This is a genomic window from Candidatus Neptunochlamydia sp. REUL1, from assembly GCF_963457595.1.
GTDB lineage: Bacteria > Chlamydiota > Chlamydiia > Chlamydiales > Simkaniaceae > Neptunichlamydia.
Genome location: NZ_OY735137.1, coordinates 645045 through 661333, shown reverse-complemented (window position 1 = coordinate 661333; position 16289 = coordinate 645045). Strand labels below are relative to the sequence as shown.

13 protein-coding genes, 1 tRNA gene and 1 pseudogene are annotated in these 16289 nt (G+C 43.4%); 7 read left to right on the top strand and 8 right to left on the bottom strand.

The window, feature by feature from the left end:
- Window positions 1–54: 54 nt before the first annotated feature.
- The 4 genes from R2I63_RS03770 to R2I63_RS03755 all read left to right on the top strand — a co-directional run bounded on the left by R2I63_RS03770 (window position 55) and on the right by R2I63_RS03755 (window position 3662).
- A complete protein-coding gene (locus tag R2I63_RS03770) occupies window positions 55–1248 on the top strand; it encodes an ISAs1 family transposase (protein WP_316357147.1) in 1194 nt (397 codons plus the stop codon).
- Window positions 1249–1260: 12 nt separating this feature from the next.
- Window positions 1261–2100 carry an Rpn family recombination-promoting nuclease/putative transposase gene (locus R2I63_RS03765; RefSeq protein ID WP_316359739.1) on the top strand — a complete coding sequence of 280 codons (840 nt, stop codon included), beginning with the start codon at window positions 1261–1263 and terminating at the stop codon, window positions 2098–2100.
- Window positions 2101–2112: 12 nt separating this feature from the next.
- Window positions 2113–2517 carry a hypothetical protein gene (locus tag R2I63_RS03760; protein WP_316359031.1) on the top strand — a complete coding sequence of 135 codons (405 nt, stop codon included), beginning with the start codon at window positions 2113–2115 and terminating at the stop codon, window positions 2515–2517.
- Window positions 2518–2699: 182 nt separating this feature from the next.
- Window positions 2700–3662 carry a transposase gene (locus R2I63_RS03755; RefSeq protein ID WP_316359029.1) on the top strand — a complete coding sequence of 321 codons (963 nt, stop codon included), beginning with the start codon at window positions 2700–2702 and terminating at the stop codon, window positions 3660–3662.
- Window positions 3663–3866: 204 nt separating this feature from the next.
- Here the strand turns inward: R2I63_RS03755 and R2I63_RS03750 are convergent, their stop codons facing one another.
- On the bottom strand, window positions 3867–4130 hold the full coding sequence (locus tag R2I63_RS03750) for a hypothetical protein (RefSeq protein ID WP_316359027.1): 264 nt from the start codon (window positions 4128–4130) through the stop codon (window positions 3867–3869).
- A gap of 129 nt (window positions 4131–4259) precedes the next feature.
- Here R2I63_RS03750 and R2I63_RS03745 point away from each other — a divergent pair, with 129 nt between their 5' ends.
- Window positions 4260–5027 (top strand): MBL fold metallo-hydrolase, encoded by a 768-nt coding sequence (locus tag R2I63_RS03745; RefSeq protein WP_316359024.1) that lies wholly within the window; start codon window positions 4260–4262, stop codon window positions 5025–5027.
- Here R2I63_RS03745 and R2I63_RS03740 read toward each other — a convergent pair.
- The 6 genes and pseudogenes from R2I63_RS03740 to alaS all read right to left on the bottom strand — a co-directional run bounded on the left by R2I63_RS03740 (window position 5011) and on the right by alaS (window position 12371).
- The gene (locus tag R2I63_RS03740; protein ID WP_316359022.1) at window positions 5011–6342 is read right to left on the bottom strand and encodes a response regulator; all 1332 of its coding nucleotides are present in this window, start codon (window positions 6340–6342) and stop codon (window positions 5011–5013) included. The genes R2I63_RS03745 and R2I63_RS03740 overlap by 17 nt on opposite strands.
- Window positions 6343–6393: 51 nt before the next feature.
- A complete protein-coding gene (locus R2I63_RS03735) occupies window positions 6394–8628 on the bottom strand; it encodes an FtsK/SpoIIIE family DNA translocase (protein ID WP_316359020.1) in 2235 nt (744 codons plus the stop codon).
- An 89-nt stretch (window positions 8629–8717) separates the two neighbouring features.
- Window positions 8718–8790 (bottom strand) — tRNA-His (locus tag R2I63_RS03730).
- Window positions 8791–8929: 139 nt separating this feature from the next.
- Window positions 8930–9280, bottom strand: coding sequence for a transposase (locus R2I63_RS03725; RefSeq protein WP_316359735.1), 351 nt, complete (start codon window positions 9278–9280; stop codon window positions 8930–8932).
- Window positions 9281–9432: 152 nt separating this feature from the next.
- Window positions 9433–9573: pseudogene (locus tag R2I63_RS10620) on the bottom strand (transposase); the annotation flags it as partial.
- 164 nt (window positions 9574–9737) lie between these two features.
- A complete protein-coding gene (alaS, locus tag R2I63_RS03720; RefSeq protein WP_316359017.1) occupies window positions 9738–12371 on the bottom strand; it encodes an alanine--tRNA ligase in 2634 nt (877 codons plus the stop codon).
- 70 nt (window positions 12372–12441) lie between these two features.
- On the opposite strand from alaS, the gene tkt reads away from it, so the two are divergent.
- A complete protein-coding gene (tkt, locus tag R2I63_RS03715; protein ID WP_445083658.1) occupies window positions 12442–14451 on the top strand; it encodes a transketolase in 2010 nt (669 codons plus the stop codon).
- Window positions 14420–15457, top strand: coding sequence for a uroporphyrinogen decarboxylase (hemE, locus tag R2I63_RS03710; protein WP_316359732.1), 1038 nt, complete (start codon window positions 14420–14422; stop codon window positions 15455–15457). The genes tkt and hemE overlap by 32 nt, the downstream gene beginning before the upstream one ends.
- On the opposite strand, the gene hemF is transcribed toward hemE, so the two are convergent.
- Complete coding sequence (gene hemF, locus R2I63_RS03705; protein ID WP_316359013.1) at window positions 15425–16219, bottom strand: oxygen-dependent coproporphyrinogen oxidase; 795 nt, start codon at window positions 16217–16219, stop codon at window positions 15425–15427. The genes hemE and hemF overlap by 33 nt on opposite strands.
- Window positions 16220–16289 lie beyond the last annotated feature (70 nt).

Below are 16289 nucleotides of genomic sequence, written 5' to 3'. Positions count from 1 at the left end.
ACATTGACTAAGATTTAACAGAAGATAACACTTCTGATTAACTTAGAGGTGTTTATGTCAAAGAAACAAGTGGCCAAGTTCTATTCTGAAGTAGATCAACTCCTAGATCAGCAAGCCTTCATTGAGTCCATAGAAATAGAATTCAAAGATATCCAAGACCCACGTGCTAAAGATAACTTGTCGTATCCGTTGGTTGCCCTACTAGTCATTATCTTAGCAGCGGTCATAGCTGGGGCTAATGCTATCATCCATATTCATGAGTATGCATGTACAAAAATCAGCTTATTCCAACGGCTTCTTGGAATCAAAAAACCTCCCAGCTATACAGTGTTTTGGTGGCTTCTCGTTATGCTAAACCCCCAAAAATTACAAGAGACTTTCATTCGATGGATGAAAGCTCTTCCTGTTGAAGTGAAAAAGCAAATTATCGCAATCGATGGTAAAAGGCTCAATGGGGCATCCAAGCAAACAGTTCATCTTGTCTCGGCTTGGGAAACAGGTCGAAGTTTGTTGCTAGGCCAAGTCAAAACAGAGGAAAAATCAAATGAAATTACTGCCATTCCAGAATTGATAAAAGCCATAGATATCAAAGGATCAATTATCACTATTGACGCTGCAGGCTGTCAGAAAAAAATTGTGGAAGACATTCGCAGGGCAGGAGGCGATTACGTGATAGCTCTAAAAGGCAACCAAGGAACTTTACATGATGAAGCCCAAAACTTCTTCGATCAGGCAAGGGAGGTTGAATATGAAGGGGCAGAGTGTGCTAGGGCCAAGAAAATTGAAAAAGCTCATGGAAGAATCGAGGAGCGAGAAGTTGCTGTAGCCAGTAACCTAGAATGGTTAGACTGTCGAGAAGAGTGGCAAGACTTAAAGACTCTTATCGAAGTAACTTCAAGACGAGAAGTTAGGGGGAAAGTTAGCGTAGAAAAACGTCACTACATCTCAAGCCTTTCTTTAATTCCTCAGGAGGCGATAAAGCTAGTGCGAGGGCACTGGGGAATAGAGAACCATCTTCATTGGATGATGGACGTAGTTTTCAAAGAAGATGCCTGTTGTATAAGCACGGGTAATGCCCCTGAGAATTTTGCGGTTTTTCGGCGAATGGCGCAGTCGATACTTCAGGTAGATGCAAAGGGAACAAAAGGGATAGCAAAGAGACGGCGGCTAGCTGGGTGGAACGATAGCTATCTTATTAAACTACTTGGAATATTAATCAACGACATCTCTGTAAAGTCTTTTTTATGAAAAGTCCCTGGGATCGATATAGCCTTTAAGAAAATATTTGGCACAGAAGAAAATAAAGATCTCCTCATCTCCTTGATTAATTCTATTGTAGGAGAAGAAGATCATGTTGTTGATGTGACCTTGCTCAATCCCTACAATCAGAAGAACTTTAAGAACTACAAGCTCTTCATCTTAGATATCAAAGCTGAGGGAGATCACGGCAAAAAATTTAACATTGAAATCCAAATTACAGATGAAGCCGATTACGACAAAAGAGCTCTATACTATTGGGCAAAGCTCTACGCAGAGCAGCTTAAAGAAAGAGATGACTATGGCACCCTCGAAAAAGTTATCGGAATCCATATCTTAAACTTCACCTCCATCTTAGACTCTGAAAAGTATCACAATGCTTTCCATATTACAGAAAAGGAAACAGGGATCCATTATTTCAAAGAGCTTGAGCTTCATACAATAGAACTGAAGAAATTCAACGACCGCCTAGGAAAAGAATTTGAAGATATTGGATCCAAAATTCAAAATGCCCTAGATCTGTGGTCTGCATTTTTAATACGACGAGATCTCCTCAGCAAAGTTAAATTGGAAGCTTCCTTAGATGATGCTCCAGTGAAAAAGGCGATAAACGTTCTCAATGTGATGAATTTTTCAGATGAAGAGCGTGAGATCTATGAATGGAAGCTCAAGTGGCTGAGAATCGAAGTAAATACCCTAAAGAAATACGAAGAGAAAGGACGTGAGGAAGGAGAAAAAAGTAAATCTATAGAAATTACTAGCAGAATGTTAAAATGTGAGAGTCCTATTGAAGATACAGGGTTAACCAAAGAAGAAGTAAAACACCTCAAAGGATCGGAATGATACGGAAAAAATATGGCTTCAAGTTTTAATGCTATTAAAAATTATTTGTGTGGACCACGTGTCAAAGGAAGCTTAATTTATGAAAATTTATCTCACAATTGTCGGTATACAGGGTTACACGGGACGCGGTTACATCGGATTAAAGAGCAAATAGAAAAAGGAAAGCTTGATCAGCATGAAAAAGACTTTTATGTTTATTCCAATTGGGAATGGAATGCAGGGAAAGCTGCATTTTGGGCAAAGAATAAAAAGGATGCGGTGATCTTAGAAGTTGGGTCTGATCAGCCTACGATCAAGAATCGTGCATTTAATACCCTCTTATTCCCAAAAGAAAATCAAGACTTGAAGATTCTAAGAGTATGGAAAGTATCTCATTCTTGGTTGGAAAAAGCATGGAGGCATCCCCCTAGCGACTAGTTCCTTTATATTTTTTCATACATACAATAACAAACTCTTTTTGAAAATACCAAAGCATGAGGATTAGACTAGGTTAGATGTATAACTACCCCATGAGCCTATCCCGATAATGGGACTGTTGAGAACTGGCATAATTTTCTAAAATAATTTAAGCTCTTTCTCTTTTTAGATGGAGGATTCCCATGCAACAAGTTGAGATGATTTGCTTAGAAGACTTAGTTCCAGAAAGCCACAATTACCGTAAATTTGCCAAGATTTGGTCATTTAGTTTTGTGGAGAAAAGACTCAGGAAACTGGAAAAGGACAATCCCCATAAAGGGCATGGCTTGCTGCGGATATTCAAGTGTTTATTGCTGCAGTTTATGGAGAACTGCAGCGATAGAGAATTAGAACGCTTTATCCAAGAAAACACTGCAGCTCGATGGTTTTGTGGGTTTAACCTGAGAGACAATACCCCAGATCACACAGTCTTTTGTCAGCTTAGAAAAAAAATAGGGACCAATATCTTGTCCAAGATCTTAGCTGATCTAAGAGATCAGCTAAAAGATCAAGGACTTATGAGTGAAGTTTTTACCTTTGTAGATGCAACCCATTTAATTGCTAAAGCGAACTTATGGGAGGAAAGAGATAAGGCGATTGCAGAAAAATACGAGAAACTGAACAACGAAAACATCTCACAATTTTCTGCAGACGTTCAAGCAAAGATTGGTTGTAAAGGGAAGAATAAATACTGGTATGGTTATAAGCAGCATACCAGTGTAGACATGCAGACAGGTCTTATCAATAAGGTTGCGATTACTCCGGCTAATATCACAGATGCCTCAGGTTTCAAACACGTCTGTCCCTCGCAGGGAGCTAGCTATATGGACAAAGGATATTGTATAAGTCCCGCGCCCAGAATAGCTAAGGCAAAGGGGGTACATCTAGGCGCTATCAAAAAGAATAACATGAAGGGCAAAAATAAAGATCAGGATCGGTGGTACAGTTCCGTGAGGGCCCCTCATGAGCGGGTCTTTTCGCAAATAGAGAAACGAGTGCGGTACCGAGGAATCGCGAAAAATCAGTTTTCAAGTTTTATGCAAGCTATTTGTTACAATCTGAAGAGGCTTGCGGTTCTAGATCCCCCAAATTTGTGTCTCTCCTAGGGAGAGGTGTGTCCAAATGGACGGAATTTTCCATTTCTAAACACTTACAAACTACAAAACCTATCAAAAAGCACCTGTTTTTTCGAACTCAAAAGTTTTACATCCTGAAACTTCTGAATCTCTTTGGTTCTAAACAGCCTCATTATCGGGATAGGCTCATTTGAAATCATTCAAAGACTACGACTCCATTTTTAACTCAGGGAATTAAAGGGTTTGTTTGGTGCGCTTGCGGCGCGTTGTGGGCTTTTTAGAAAGCTCTGTAAGAAGTGCCCGTTTTTCAGTTTGGGCTTTGGGTGGTTTGTCGAGAAAATCATCAAGATGGATGAGATGAGCCAGGAGGCTTTCTTGCGTTTTATGAAGAGCGGCAGAAAGGTGGGTGTCATCTGCAACTTCTTTGAGTGCTGCGGCATTTTTGATCAGTTGATCTAATGTCGCGTCGATTTCATTTAGTATTTTTCTCCGATTCATAAAAATCCTTGTTATTTTTTTGTATAATTATAGCGAATTAAAAATGTCAATATTAGTTTAATAGAATTCATGTAAGAGGTTGATATTTTTATGGAAAGAATTTTCATTTTCTGGTAAACCCGATCTGTTATGTTTAAGTTTTGTCCATTAGCATCGGGTTCGAAAGGGAATGCCATTTACATTGGTACAGGAGAGACGAAACTCTTAATCGATACAGGAATTAGTTTTAAGGCTCTCGGTGAAAAGTTAGGGGAGATCGATGTCGATATAGGGGAAATCGATGCGGTCCTTGTCACCCATGAGCATGGGGACCATATTCGGGGGCTTGAAAAGACGGCGAATAAGCTAGGAATTCCCGTTTTTGCGAATAGCGAGACGGCAAAGGCTGCAATTGGGGAAATGAAGGAGCGTCCACGCTTTAAGATCTTTTCGACGGGGGAAGCCTTTGAGTATGGCGAGATGGAAATTCATCCCTTCAGTGTGCAGCATGACACGCTTGATCCAGTCGCATTTACGATTCGTTTTGGGGAGATCAAGATTGGTATATGTGCGGATCTTGGATTTGTCACAACGCTTGTGCGGGCCCATCTTTTGGAATGCGATTATCTCTATATCGAGGCGAATCATGAGCCGTCGATGGTTTATGCGTGCAATCGGCCGATGGTTTACAAACAACGGGTGCTTGGCCGGCAAGGACACTTGTCAAATGATGCATGCGCAGAGCTTGTAAGAGAGATTGATCATGAGGGATTGAAGCATGTCTATTTGGCGCATCTTTCAGCTGAATGCAATAACCCTGAGCTTGCAGTGAAGCGGGTGAAGGAACGGGTGCAGCGGGAACTTTCCATTTCAATTGCTTATCAGGAAAAAGTCAGTCAAATTATAATGGAATCATAAGGCCATCGTAGGCGATATCCACTTTGATATTGAGTCCACATTCTTGGATAATATCGTTGTGGAGTTGGAGCTTAATCTGTAGATCGGAATCGTTATGATTGGGATCATGGTGTGTGACGAGCCATTCATTTACGCCGGTATATTTAAGAAGGACGGTTGCATTGGGAATCGAAGAGTGACCCCATCCCGTTTTTCGATAGTATTCTTCAGGGAAGTACTGCGCTTCATGAACGACAAGGTCGCAATCCTTGAGAAAATCAATCAGTCCAAGATGAGGTTCTAAAAGAGGATGTTTGCGGTGGATCTCGTTAGGATGTCCATGATATCCGAGGAGAACCTCATTATCGGTAATGTATCCTATGGTTTTATTGGGGGCTTTGATTTTGAAACCAACGGTGGGACCTGGATGATTTGTAAAATGGCAGTCAATAATAAGATCTCCAATCGAAACAGGGCGGTCGTCGCGGAGCTCCTTAAAGGTGACTTTTGCTTTCATTTCATCGAGACGAACAGGGAAATAGGCGTAGGCAAGCATACTGGTAAAAAGCTCTTTAGTGCTTTTTTCAAACCCCACCGGAGCCCAAACAACAACGTCACAAGTCTTTTTGTAAAGGGGATTGAAGAAGGGAAAACCAGTAATATGATCCCAATGAGTATGAGAGACAAAAAGGTGAATCGTTTGGTTATCGTCGAGGTCGATAAGATCGCCTAGCTGCCGGATCCCCGTTCCTGCATCGATAATGATAAGGTCGTCGCCATGTCGCACTTCCAAACAAGAGGTGTTTCCTCCATAGCGGACGTATTCTGCGCCGGCTACAGGATTCGATCCCCGGGTTCCCCAAAAACGGATATAAGAAGTCAGGGTGGAAGGAATGGGGTGATAGCAGTGAGTTTCAACAATTTCGCTTCCACTTTTTAAGGTAAATGGAGCAGGTTTTAGCTCCCCCTTGAAGAACGTTTCTACCAGTTCGAAAAGTTGGTAGGTTTCAAAGGGCTTTACTAGGAAATAATCAGCTCCTTCATCGATGACGGCGTGATAGTTTTGGATCATCACATGATAAGATGTGACAATGATCCCCATCTCGCTGTAGCGGCTATTTAATTTGATAGTTTTCATGATTTCGAGGGCATGAATATGAGGCATCATGAGGTCGATAATCAGCAGATCGGGTTCAAATTCTTGGATTTTCTTCAGAGCAGCAGGACCCGTCTTTGCTGTCGCAAATTCAAAGTTTTTTCCTTCCTTCGACGTTAAGACCGCATCAATCAACGCTGTAGAAGGGTCTGCAATAAGAATTTTTCGCTTATCGCCCATAGGGGAATACACCGCCTCCTAACTGCATCTTACTTGAGCAGTTTTTTAGGGCTAGTCTTTTTTAAGCAAGACTCTACGGCGGCTGCCGTCTTGGGATCCAATCACGCCGTTGGATTCGAGCTCGTCCATGAGCGAAGCGGCGCGGGCGTAACCGATCTTGAGTTTCCTTTGGAGGAAGGTGGTCGAGGCAGTTCCCGTTTCGGTGATGATTTGATAGGCCTGAGAGTAGAGGTCATCCTTTCCCCCACTTGCGCCTTCAGAGGCGAGCTCTGTCTCTGCCATTTGATCAAAGGACTTAATGAGGTAATTTGGCCCTGCTTGGCGTTCGATGCAGTCGATTACCCGGTTGATGTCTTCATCGCGGATAAAAACGCCCTGGGCCCGAGTGAGGACATGAGAGCCGGGAGGAAGGAAAAGAAGGTCTCCATTTCCGAGAAGACTTTCGGCTCCATTCTCGTCGAGGATGATCTGGCTGTTGACCCGGCTTGCCACTTTGAAGGAAATGCGGCTGGGGAAGTTCGCCTTAATTAGGCCTGTAATGACCTCACGTGAAGGACGCTGAGTGGCCAAAATAAGATGAATTCCAACAGCTCGCGCCATCTGTGCAATGCGCGCAATGGGTGTTTCTAGATCAGAGCTAGAAGCCATCATCAGATCGGCAAACTCATCGATAATTGCAACAATATAGGGCATTTTGCGGGGGATTTCCATCTCCAGCTCTGCTTCCCTTTCAGGGTTCACCTTTCGGTTGTTAAAAGCGTGGATATTGCGCAGTTTGAGCCGTTTGAGCATTTCATAACGGTAACCCATTTCTTTTACGAGCCAATTCAATGCTGCATAGGCACCATGTGCCTCTGTGATCACTGGCGCAATCATATGAGGGAGGTTTGCGTAGGAGCTAAGCTCGACTTTCTTGGGATCGACAAGGAGGAGCTTTACTTCATCAGGGCGTGCTGTCATGAGAATTGACATGACAATACTGTTAATGCAGACAGACTTTCCTGACCCTGTTGCTCCGGCAATGATGCAATGAGGCATTTTGGTGAGATCAGAAATGACATTTCCCCCGGTCACCGTCTGCCCCATCATAATGGGGATATGGAGCTTTTTATTTCCTTTCTGATATTCACCAAGCATTTCCTTGAAACCGACTTCTTGCGGGTAAAGGGAGGGAACTTCCACACCAACAGCAGCCTTTCCAGGAATCGGAGCAATGATCCGAATCGATTTGGCTTGCAAATTGAGAGCAATATCGTTTTCAAGAACTTTAATTTTCTGAACCTTGACTCCAACGGGTGGATGGATTTCAAATGAGGTGATTGTAGGACCACAATTGATTTCCCCAACCTTTCCTTCTACTCCAAAACTTAGAAGCGTTTCTTCAAGGACTTTAGCCTGTTTTTCGAGATCTTTTTTCAACGTTGGCTGATCGAGTTTCTTGGCATTAGTCAGCAAATTAAGTGGGGGAAGGCGAAACCTCTTGAAGGCTCCCTCGTATGTTTTTGTATCCATGGTTTTTTTCACGCGACCAGGCGTGGGCCGTTTTTCTAAATGCGTTGAGATTTTTAAATCAGAAATCTCTTCGTCCTCATTATAAGATGGAGGCTTAAAGGTTTGCATAGGGGGAGGAGCGATGATCCTTTGCTGTTTTTTCACTCGGGTGGGTTTAAAGTCCGCTGCCACTTTCTTTAAAAACTGTCCTGCAATCTTTACCAAAGACCAAACACTCTTTGTCAGAGGAATGATACGTGTGTTGGTCAAAAGAATGAGTGCCATAAGGCCGGTTAAAGAAAATGTAATGAATACGCCAACGATGCTGAGCAGGTGCTGCAAATTGAACGTCGGAACATCTCTTAACAGGTAATAGAGGGGAACGCCTCCCAAGTTGAAGCGAACGACTTTGTGAGGGAATGGATAGCTGCTTAAGTAGACTTCAGAGTAGAGCCTTTCCTGGATAAAGCCACTCGAAAGACCTCCACCTTCGGCAAATAAGTTGAGGAGCATGGACAAAGAGAGAACACCAATCCCAAAATAGACTGTTTTCATTCGAAGAAGTTTAGGAGCACCTCCCATCAACATCTTCCACCCAATCCAGCCAAGATAGGCCACCACTAAATACGCAGAAATGCCAAGAGACCACATCAGACCAAGGCCAATTCCGTAGCCAATCATTCCCAGCCAATTTGCTTGCGGCGATCCGTGCACAAAGCTGAGCAAACAAAGGCCCAAAAGAATGCTGCCAATTAACGTTAGGAGACCTTTAATCTCTGGATGTGTCTGTTTCATATTCTTTAGTCTAACAAAAAAATATCCAACTGAAAAGAAAAAACCCTAGAGCTTGGCTACTCGTGCAGGAATAAAATGATAGGGAAATGGGCGATCGACGGGACTTGAACCCGCGACGTCTTGAACCACAATCAAGTGCTCTACCTACTGAGCTACGACCGCCATCGCGTGAACTAAGCATTTTTACTGATTGAGAGATTTTAGGTCAATCCCTCAAAAAAAATGCATGTGGTAAACAGCTAACCCAAAATTCGTGCTAGACCTAACAAAAGGAAGTAAAAACTTGCGCTAGGCTCTGTCCTCAAAGTTTACACCACATGATGATCGAAGCAAACAAGAGCGCTCTTTTAAACATACAACCTGTTTTATCATAACGTGTTGCAATTCTTCGGAACTCTTTAATGCGTCCAAAGAACCTTTCGACAGCATTTCGTTCTTTATACGTATGCTCATCATACTGAATGGTTACTTTCCTACTTTTTCTTCCAGGGATTACCGGAGTAATTCCTCTCTCTACTAAGATTTTCCTAAATGGATCGCTATCATATTCTCTGTCAGCAAGCAAAAAATCACAGTAATCATTTCCTAAAAGAGCTTCTCCCTGGCCAATATCAGATTGCTGACCTGCAGTAATAATAAACCCTAAAGGCATTCCCAACGCATCTGCTTTTCCATAAATCCTTTGAAGAAAAGCCTCCGCAACTTCTTCCTAGAGCTTGGTTTTCTTGTTCTCCCCGTGCTCCTGCTGCATGGCGGTGAGCCCGAATAGTCGTTCCATCAATCATATGCCATTCATGATCGGCTTCACTTGTAAAAAAAATCTAAAATTTTCTCCAAATGTCCTTTCTTGACCCATCGGCTATAACGGTTATATATCGTTTTCCACGAGCCAAATTCTGAGGGTAAATCTCTCCAAGGAGCACCCGTTCTTAGCACCCAATAAACAGCTTCTAAAAATTACCTGTCATCATTCCCATGTCTTCTTCCTTCGGTTTTACTTTATGCAAGTCTAATCAATTTTTATCTTTAGGGACAGAGCCTAGCGGTAAGCTCAGGAAATATTACGGATGAGATGATTCAGTCATACATTGACGAACAAGAAGGTGCTCTCAGGGGTTTTCGAGCATTTCTTGAATCTTGTCGAAGGCGATAATAACGCCTTTGGTGTTCTTCCCGCCAGCCTGTGCAGTGTCCTTTTTCCCGCCACCAGCACCTTCGACAATTGCTGCAATCTCTTTGATAAGCACATTGGCGTGAATTCCTTGCTCGACAAGGTCGGGAGAAACACGTAAGAACAACTGGCACTGTTCTCCTTGAATAACGCAGAGAAGAAGGACACCTGTTTTCATTCTCTCAAGAATATTGGTTCCAAGGTCATTGAGTTCTTTTTTCTCAACATCAACGATAGCACTAAGGATGGGGATATTGTTGACGCTCTTCACAGTTCTAAGTAGAGTTGTAGTAAGCTCGTTAAGGTGTTTTTTTCGCTCAAAAAGAGCTTTTTCTTTGAGCCCTTCATTTTCTTTTACGAGGGCCTTTAGAGAATCTTCAACTTTGGGAATGTTTGCTTTAAGTGTTAAGGCAATACTCTTGAGTTGGTCTTCTAGGGCATAGCGAAGTTTCTCAGCTTCTTTGCCAGTGACACCTTCAATACGGCGGACTCCCTTAGCAATGCTTGCCTCTTTTGCAATACGAAAGTACCCGATTTCTCCAACATTATTGACATGGGTTCCCCCGCAAAGCTCTTTAGAGTATCCATTGATATCAACAACACGGACAGCCTTCCCATATTTTTCCCCAAAAAATTGCTTAATTTCAGGGTGATTTTGGACATCTTCAAGCTGCAGCTCGTAAGTTTTTAGAGGTTTGTTCTCCCAGATTTTTTCATTGACAAGTTGCTCAATTTCTCTGATTTCTTCTTTAGTCAATGCTTTATGGTGGTTAAAATCAAAGCGGAGGCGGCCTGGTTCAACAAGAGATCCTGCTTGACGGATATGGGATCCCAGTACTTTTTGGAGAGCCCAGTGAAGGAGGTGGGTAGCTGTATGATGCTTTGCAATTTTCCCTCGCCACTCTTCATTAATTTTTGCAACAACGGGTTCACCAACCATTAGAATCCCTTCTTTAAGAACTCCTTGATGAGCAATCACTCCAGCATAGGGGGTTTGACAATCAGCGACATTAAAGAGAGCACTTCCATGAATTAGAGTTCCTCGATCTCCGACTTGCCCCCCTTTTTCAGCATAGAATGGAGTTTTGTCGAGGATGACAAGGCCCTCTTGCCCTCCTTCCATTGTATCAACCGTTTTTCCCTCAACGATTAGTCCTTTGATTGTCCCTTCAAGTTCTACTTTATCGTACCCGAAAAATTCTGAGGTCCCATGATGTTTGACAAATTCCTCAAAAATTGTAGATTCGGCAATCTGTTTGTGAGAGGTGCGCGTTTGCCGCGAACGGTCGCGCGCTTGTTTCTCAAGAAGCTCATAGGCATCCAAATTGACGGAGAGTTCACTATCTTTCGCAATAAGGAGGATTTCCTCAAGAGGGAATCCATAGGTATCTTTCAACTTGAAGGCAGCCTCTCCACTAATCTCTTTGCGCGCTGATTTTTCAGCTTTTTCAATGATCGAATTTAGGATGTTTCCTCCGCGGCGCAGTGTGCGGAAAAACCCCTCTTCCTCAATGGAAAGAACTTCACTAATTTGGCTTTGTGCGGATTTGAGCTCATGATAATCATCTCCCATCGTCTCAACAAGAGTGGGGAAAACCTCTGCAAGGAAAGGTTTTTGAAACCCCAAAAGGCGCCCATAACGGACGGCGCGACGGAGGATCTTTCTCAGAACGTAACCTCTTTCGATGTTGCTCGGTTGCGCTCCATCTGCCATAGCAAACGCAAGGGCTCGAACATGATCGGCAATCACATGAAAAGCGGGGGCGAAGTGTTTATCGTTAGCGTCATACTTTTTCCCCGACAGCTCTTCAACGCGGGTGATCAATGCACTTAAGATGTCAGATTGGAAGACGTTGTCTTGTTCCTTCATGAAAGAGACGACCCTCTCGAGTCCAGCTCCGGTATCGACACTTTGCTTGGGAAGGGGGTTTATTTTCCCATTTTGATCGCGATTATATTGCATGAACACCAGATTCCAGAATTCAGGATAGCGTTCGCCAGTGGGGTCTTCAAAAGGGCTTGAGCCCGTTCCAAATTTTTCTCCACGATCATAGAGAATCTCAGAGCAAGGTCCACAAGGGCCCGTGTCGCCCATCGACCAAAAGTTTTCCTCCTCTCCAAGCCGAATAATGCGCTTTTCATCAATATGGGGTTTCCATAGCTCGTAGGCTTCATCATCTGTTTCAAAGACGGAGACCCAAACTCTTTTGGGATCGAATTGAAAAATTTCTGTGGAAACATACCAAGCGAAGTCGATGGCTTCCTTCTTAAAATAGTCTCCAAAAGAAAAATTCCCTAGCATTTCAAAGAAGGTCATATGGCGCGAGGTATGCCCCACATTGTCGAGATCGTTATGCTTACCTCCAACACGGATACACTTTTGAGAAGAGGTTGCCCTTGTGTAGTCGCGCTCTGATTTGCCAAGAAAGACATCTTTGAACTGGTTCATTCCTGCATTGATAAAGAGGAGGGTAGGATCATCATGAGGAATCGTTGGAGAGGAGGGAACGACTGCATGTCCCTTTTCTTTGAAGTAGGCGAGGAACTTTTTTCGTATTTCTTGGGAGAGCATCAAACAGCCTGTAAATTTGTTCTTGATATCTATCTGGTTTAGCCCTAAAAATAGGTTATTTGAAGGAGAAATGCAAGGATCATTTAAAATGGATAGCGCACTCAAGAAAATTTTAGAGAAAACGGCAAATACGATTCGGCAACTTTCCTTTGAAGCTGTCCAAAAAGCAAACTCAGGACATCCGGGACTCCCAATGGGGTGCGCTGAGCTGGGCGCTTACCTTTATGGTCACTTTCTCCGCCATAATCCCAAAAATCCACAGTGGATGAATCGAGATCGGATGATTTTGTCTGCGGGACATGGATCGATGTGGCTCTACTCATGCCTTCACCTATCGGGGTTTGACCTCTCTCTTGATGATATCAAACATTTTCGGCAACTTCACTCAAAGACCCCAGGGCATCCGGAGTATGGAGAAACTCCAGGAGTTGAATCGACAACTGGACCCTTAGGACAAGGCGTTGGAAATGCCGTAGGACAAGCACTTGGTCTCAAACTTCTTGAGCAAAAGTTTAACGAAGAAGAGCACCAAATCTTGAATGCAAAAATCGTTTGTTTAGCAGGAGATGGATGCTTAATGGAAGGGGTTTCGAATGAAGCAAGCTCATTTGCTGGGCATCTTTGTTTGGATAATCTTATTTTGATTCATGATGCTAACAAGATCACCTTAGATGGAACACTCGATCAATCTTCTTCTGAAGATGTTAAGGCGCGGTACAAGGCTTACGGCTTCGAAGTTTTAGAGATGGATGGAAACGATCTTGATTCGATCGATGAAGTTATGAGTACGATTCGAGAAAGCCAAACCCGACCCATTTATATCGAATGCCACACCATTATCGGAAAAGGATCTCCCAACAAAGCCAATTCATCGAAAGCCCATGGCTCTCCACTTGGACCTGATGAAGTCATAGCAGCAAAAGAAGCATTGGGGCTTCCTGAAGAGGAGTTTTATATTCCTCAGTCGGTAAAAACCTTCTTTGAGGAAAAACTTTCTAAGCAAGAGAATTTAGAAGGGGAATGGAAACAGTATTTCAATACGTGGCAAAAGGCGCACCCTGATTTAGCAAAAGAATATCAAGCAATGCTTGAGAGGGTTATTCCTGCTGACTTAGAAGCAAGGCTTAATAAGATTGAGTTTCCCGCTTCCATTTCAGGGAGGAAAGCTTCACAGGAAGTGATCCAAGTTTTAGGAAATGAACTTCCCTTTCTTTATGGTGGCTCGGCGGATCTTTCGGGATCAGATTGTACCATGATGAAACAATTCCCTCTTGTTGGTCAAAATGACTTTAAAGGCCGCAACATTAAATATGGAATCCGCGAGTTTGGAATGGCAACGATTGCATCGGGCCTTTTCCAAACGCATATGATCCTCCCCTACGTGGGAACTTTTTTTACCTTTTCAGACTATTTGCGGAATGCCTGTCGCCTTGCGTGTTTAGCAAAGTACCATGTGATCTATCAATTCACCCACGACTCAGTCTTTTTGGGGGAAGATGGTCCGACGCACCAGCCTGTTGAACATTTAGCAGCTCTCCGTGCCATGCCAAACCTTCATGTCTTCCGTCCGGGAGATTCAAATGAAGTGAAAGCAGCTTGGCTCTCTGCGCTAAATTATCCCTACCCCACGGCATTGGTTCTCACGAGACAAAATCTTCCAACACTTAAGGAAACAGCCCTTCCCTTTAACGAAGGAGCTGGGCGCGGTGGATATATTTTGAAGAAAGAAAGCGGAAAATGTGACTATTGCCTCTTTGCAACGGGGTCCGAAATTTCTCTTGCAATGGATGTTGCTGCGGCACTTGAAAAGCAAGGGAAACAGGTGCGTGTTGTCTCGCTTCCCTGCTGGGAGCTCTTTGATCTCCAAGATAAAGAATATCAACAAAGCGTTAGTGGTGGCGAATTAGGACAGAGAGTTTCAATTGAAGCTGGAGTCAGTTTTGGTTGGCACCGCTTTATTGGAGATAATGGAATTGCGATCTCAATTGATGAGTTTGGCCGTTCTGCTCCAATGAGTGATATCGCAAAAGAATTTGGGTTTACAGTTGATGATATCCTCAGCCGTCTCCTCACCTCCTAGGTTTTTAAACGCCCTAGCATGCAAAAATACGGCTGAGCGTCCTCCTGTTTGGATCATGCGGCAGGCCGGACGCTATCTTCCAGAGTATCAGGCAATCCGCCAAAAATATCCTCTCGAGGAAATGTTTCGCAATCCTGAGCTGATTTTTGAAATTACGAAGCAACCACTCGATATTATTGGAGTGGATGCAGCGATCCTTTTTGCAGATATCCTTCATGTTCCCTTAGCTCTAGGACTCGATGTCTCTTTTCCTGGAAAGGGGGGGCCTGTTGTTTCTCCCAAAATAGGAGAGGGGAATGATCTTCTTCACGTCCAACCAAAACCTGTGGAAGAAGCGCTCTCATTTGTTAAAGAAGGGATTCATCTATTGAAAAAGGAAATCGATGTTCCTCTGATTGGCTTTTGTGGAGGCCCCTTTACTGTTATGACGTATATGACGGGGAAGAAGGTAAAGAAGTGGCTTTATTCCGATCCTGAAAGCGCCTTTGAGCTTCTTCAGGTGATTACCAATCAGAGTATTGCTTATCTCAAGATGCAAGTGGAGGCGGGGGTTGATGCTATTCAGATTTTTGACTCATGGGCAAACCTCCTTTCGCGAACGGAGTTTTGCCGCTTTGCTCAACCATTTTTAAAGCAAATTGTCGAAGCTGTTGATGTTCCCGTTATTCTTTTTTCGCGCGCCGCTTCGCATTTTGTTTCGGAATTTGTTGCTTTGAGACCTGATGCTATTAGTTTTGATTGGACCTATCCTCTTCATGAGGTTCGGAAGCGCGTGCCAGGAACCATTGCCGTGCAAGGCAACCTTGATCCCGAGATTCTTTATGCTCCCCCAGCAGCGATTCAACAAGAGACAGAGAAAATGCTTCGAAGCATGGAAGGGGACCCTGGATATATTGTAAACTTAGGACATGGGGTCCTGCCCGATATTCCTGTTGATCATGTCCGGGCATTTGTTGACACTGTCAAAAATTTCTCACCACGTAGCAGTGGGAGGCATGGAGCATAAGATTGCTTCTGGATTGCCTCCTGATGTAAACCCAAACTTTGTTCCCCGATCATAAAGAAGATTGAACTCCACATAGTGGGCGCGCAATCGATTTTGCACCGCTTTGTCTTTTTCGGTATAAGGAGTATCTTTCCGTTTTTCATAAACAGGAAGGATCGCATCTAAAAAGGTAGAGCCTACCTCTTTCCACATCCCGTAGTCTTTCTCAAAGTCTCCCGTGTTGTAATAATCAAAAAAAATTCCACCCACGCCACGTTCTTTTTTCCAATGCTTAATAGTGTAGTAATCTGCAGCGTTTTTTGAAAATTCATTGTAGAGAGACTCTCCAAGGGCTTTTTTTGCAACTCCGTGGAAATGCTTCGTGTCTTCATTTTTATCAAAGCCCATTGGCGTCAAGTCATATCCTCCTCCAAACCACCACCTGTCACCGGTTCGAATGTATCGGACATTCATGTGAACCGTAGGCATAAAAGGATTTTTCATGTGGGTGATTAGACTGACTCCTGTTGCAAAAAAAGGTTCTTCCTCGTCATTAAAAGGGAGCTTTGTTCCTTTGACTCCAGACCAATTAACCGCAGCCTTTTCGAAAACATCTCCGCGAATCACCGAAATTTCGCCGCCGCCGCCGCTATGATGGTCCCACTCTTTTCTTTCGAAGAGTGCCGTGGGCTCAAAATTTTCGAAACCCGCAATAATCTCATCTCGAAGCAATTTCAAATCGGCAACAATTTTTTCTTCCCTTTCGCATATTGTTTGCATCATGGCTAACCTCCTTGTGTGCGTCCCTTGGATTAAAAACTGACACGGGAGTAAAGTCAAGGAATTACACAAA

Bases quoted from the DNA above. Each gene is read 5' to 3' on its own strand.
- R2I63_RS03770 (WP_316357147.1), top strand. From the start codon at position 55: ATGTCAAAGAAACAAGTGGCCAAGTTCTATTCTGAAGTAGATCAACTC.
- R2I63_RS03760 (WP_316359031.1), top strand. From the start codon at position 2,113: ATGGCTTCAAGTTTTAATGCTATTAAAAATTATTTGTGTGGACCACGT.
- R2I63_RS03755 (WP_316359029.1), top strand. From the start codon at position 2,700: ATGCAACAAGTTGAGATGATTTGCTTAGAAGACTTAGTTCCAGAAAGC.
- R2I63_RS03750 (WP_316359027.1), bottom strand. From the start codon at position 4,130: ATGAATCGGAGAAAAATACTAAATGAAATCGACGCGACATTAGATCAA.
- R2I63_RS03745 (WP_316359024.1), top strand. From the start codon at position 4,260: ATGTTTAAGTTTTGTCCATTAGCATCGGGTTCGAAAGGGAATGCCATT.
- R2I63_RS03740 (WP_316359022.1), bottom strand. From the start codon at position 6,342: ATGGGCGATAAGCGAAAAATTCTTATTGCAGACCCTTCTACAGCGTTG.
- R2I63_RS03735 (WP_316359020.1), bottom strand. From the start codon at position 8,628: ATGAAACAGACACATCCAGAGATTAAAGGTCTCCTAACGTTAATTGGC.
- R2I63_RS03725 (WP_316359735.1), bottom strand. From the start codon at position 9,280: ATGCCTTTAGGGTTTATTATTACTGCAGGTCAGCAATCTGATATTGGC.
- alaS (WP_316359017.1), bottom strand. From the start codon at position 12,371: ATGCTCTCCCAAGAAATACGAAAAAAGTTCCTCGCCTACTTCAAAGAA.
- tkt (WP_445083658.1), top strand. From the start codon at position 12,442: ATGCAAGGATCATTTAAAATGGATAGCGCACTCAAGAAAATTTTAGAG.
- hemE (WP_316359732.1), top strand. From the start codon at position 14,420: ATGATATCCTCAGCCGTCTCCTCACCTCCTAGGTTTTTAAACGCCCTA.
- hemF (WP_316359013.1), bottom strand. From the start codon at position 16,219: ATGATGCAAACAATATGCGAAAGGGAAGAAAAAATTGTTGCCGATTTG.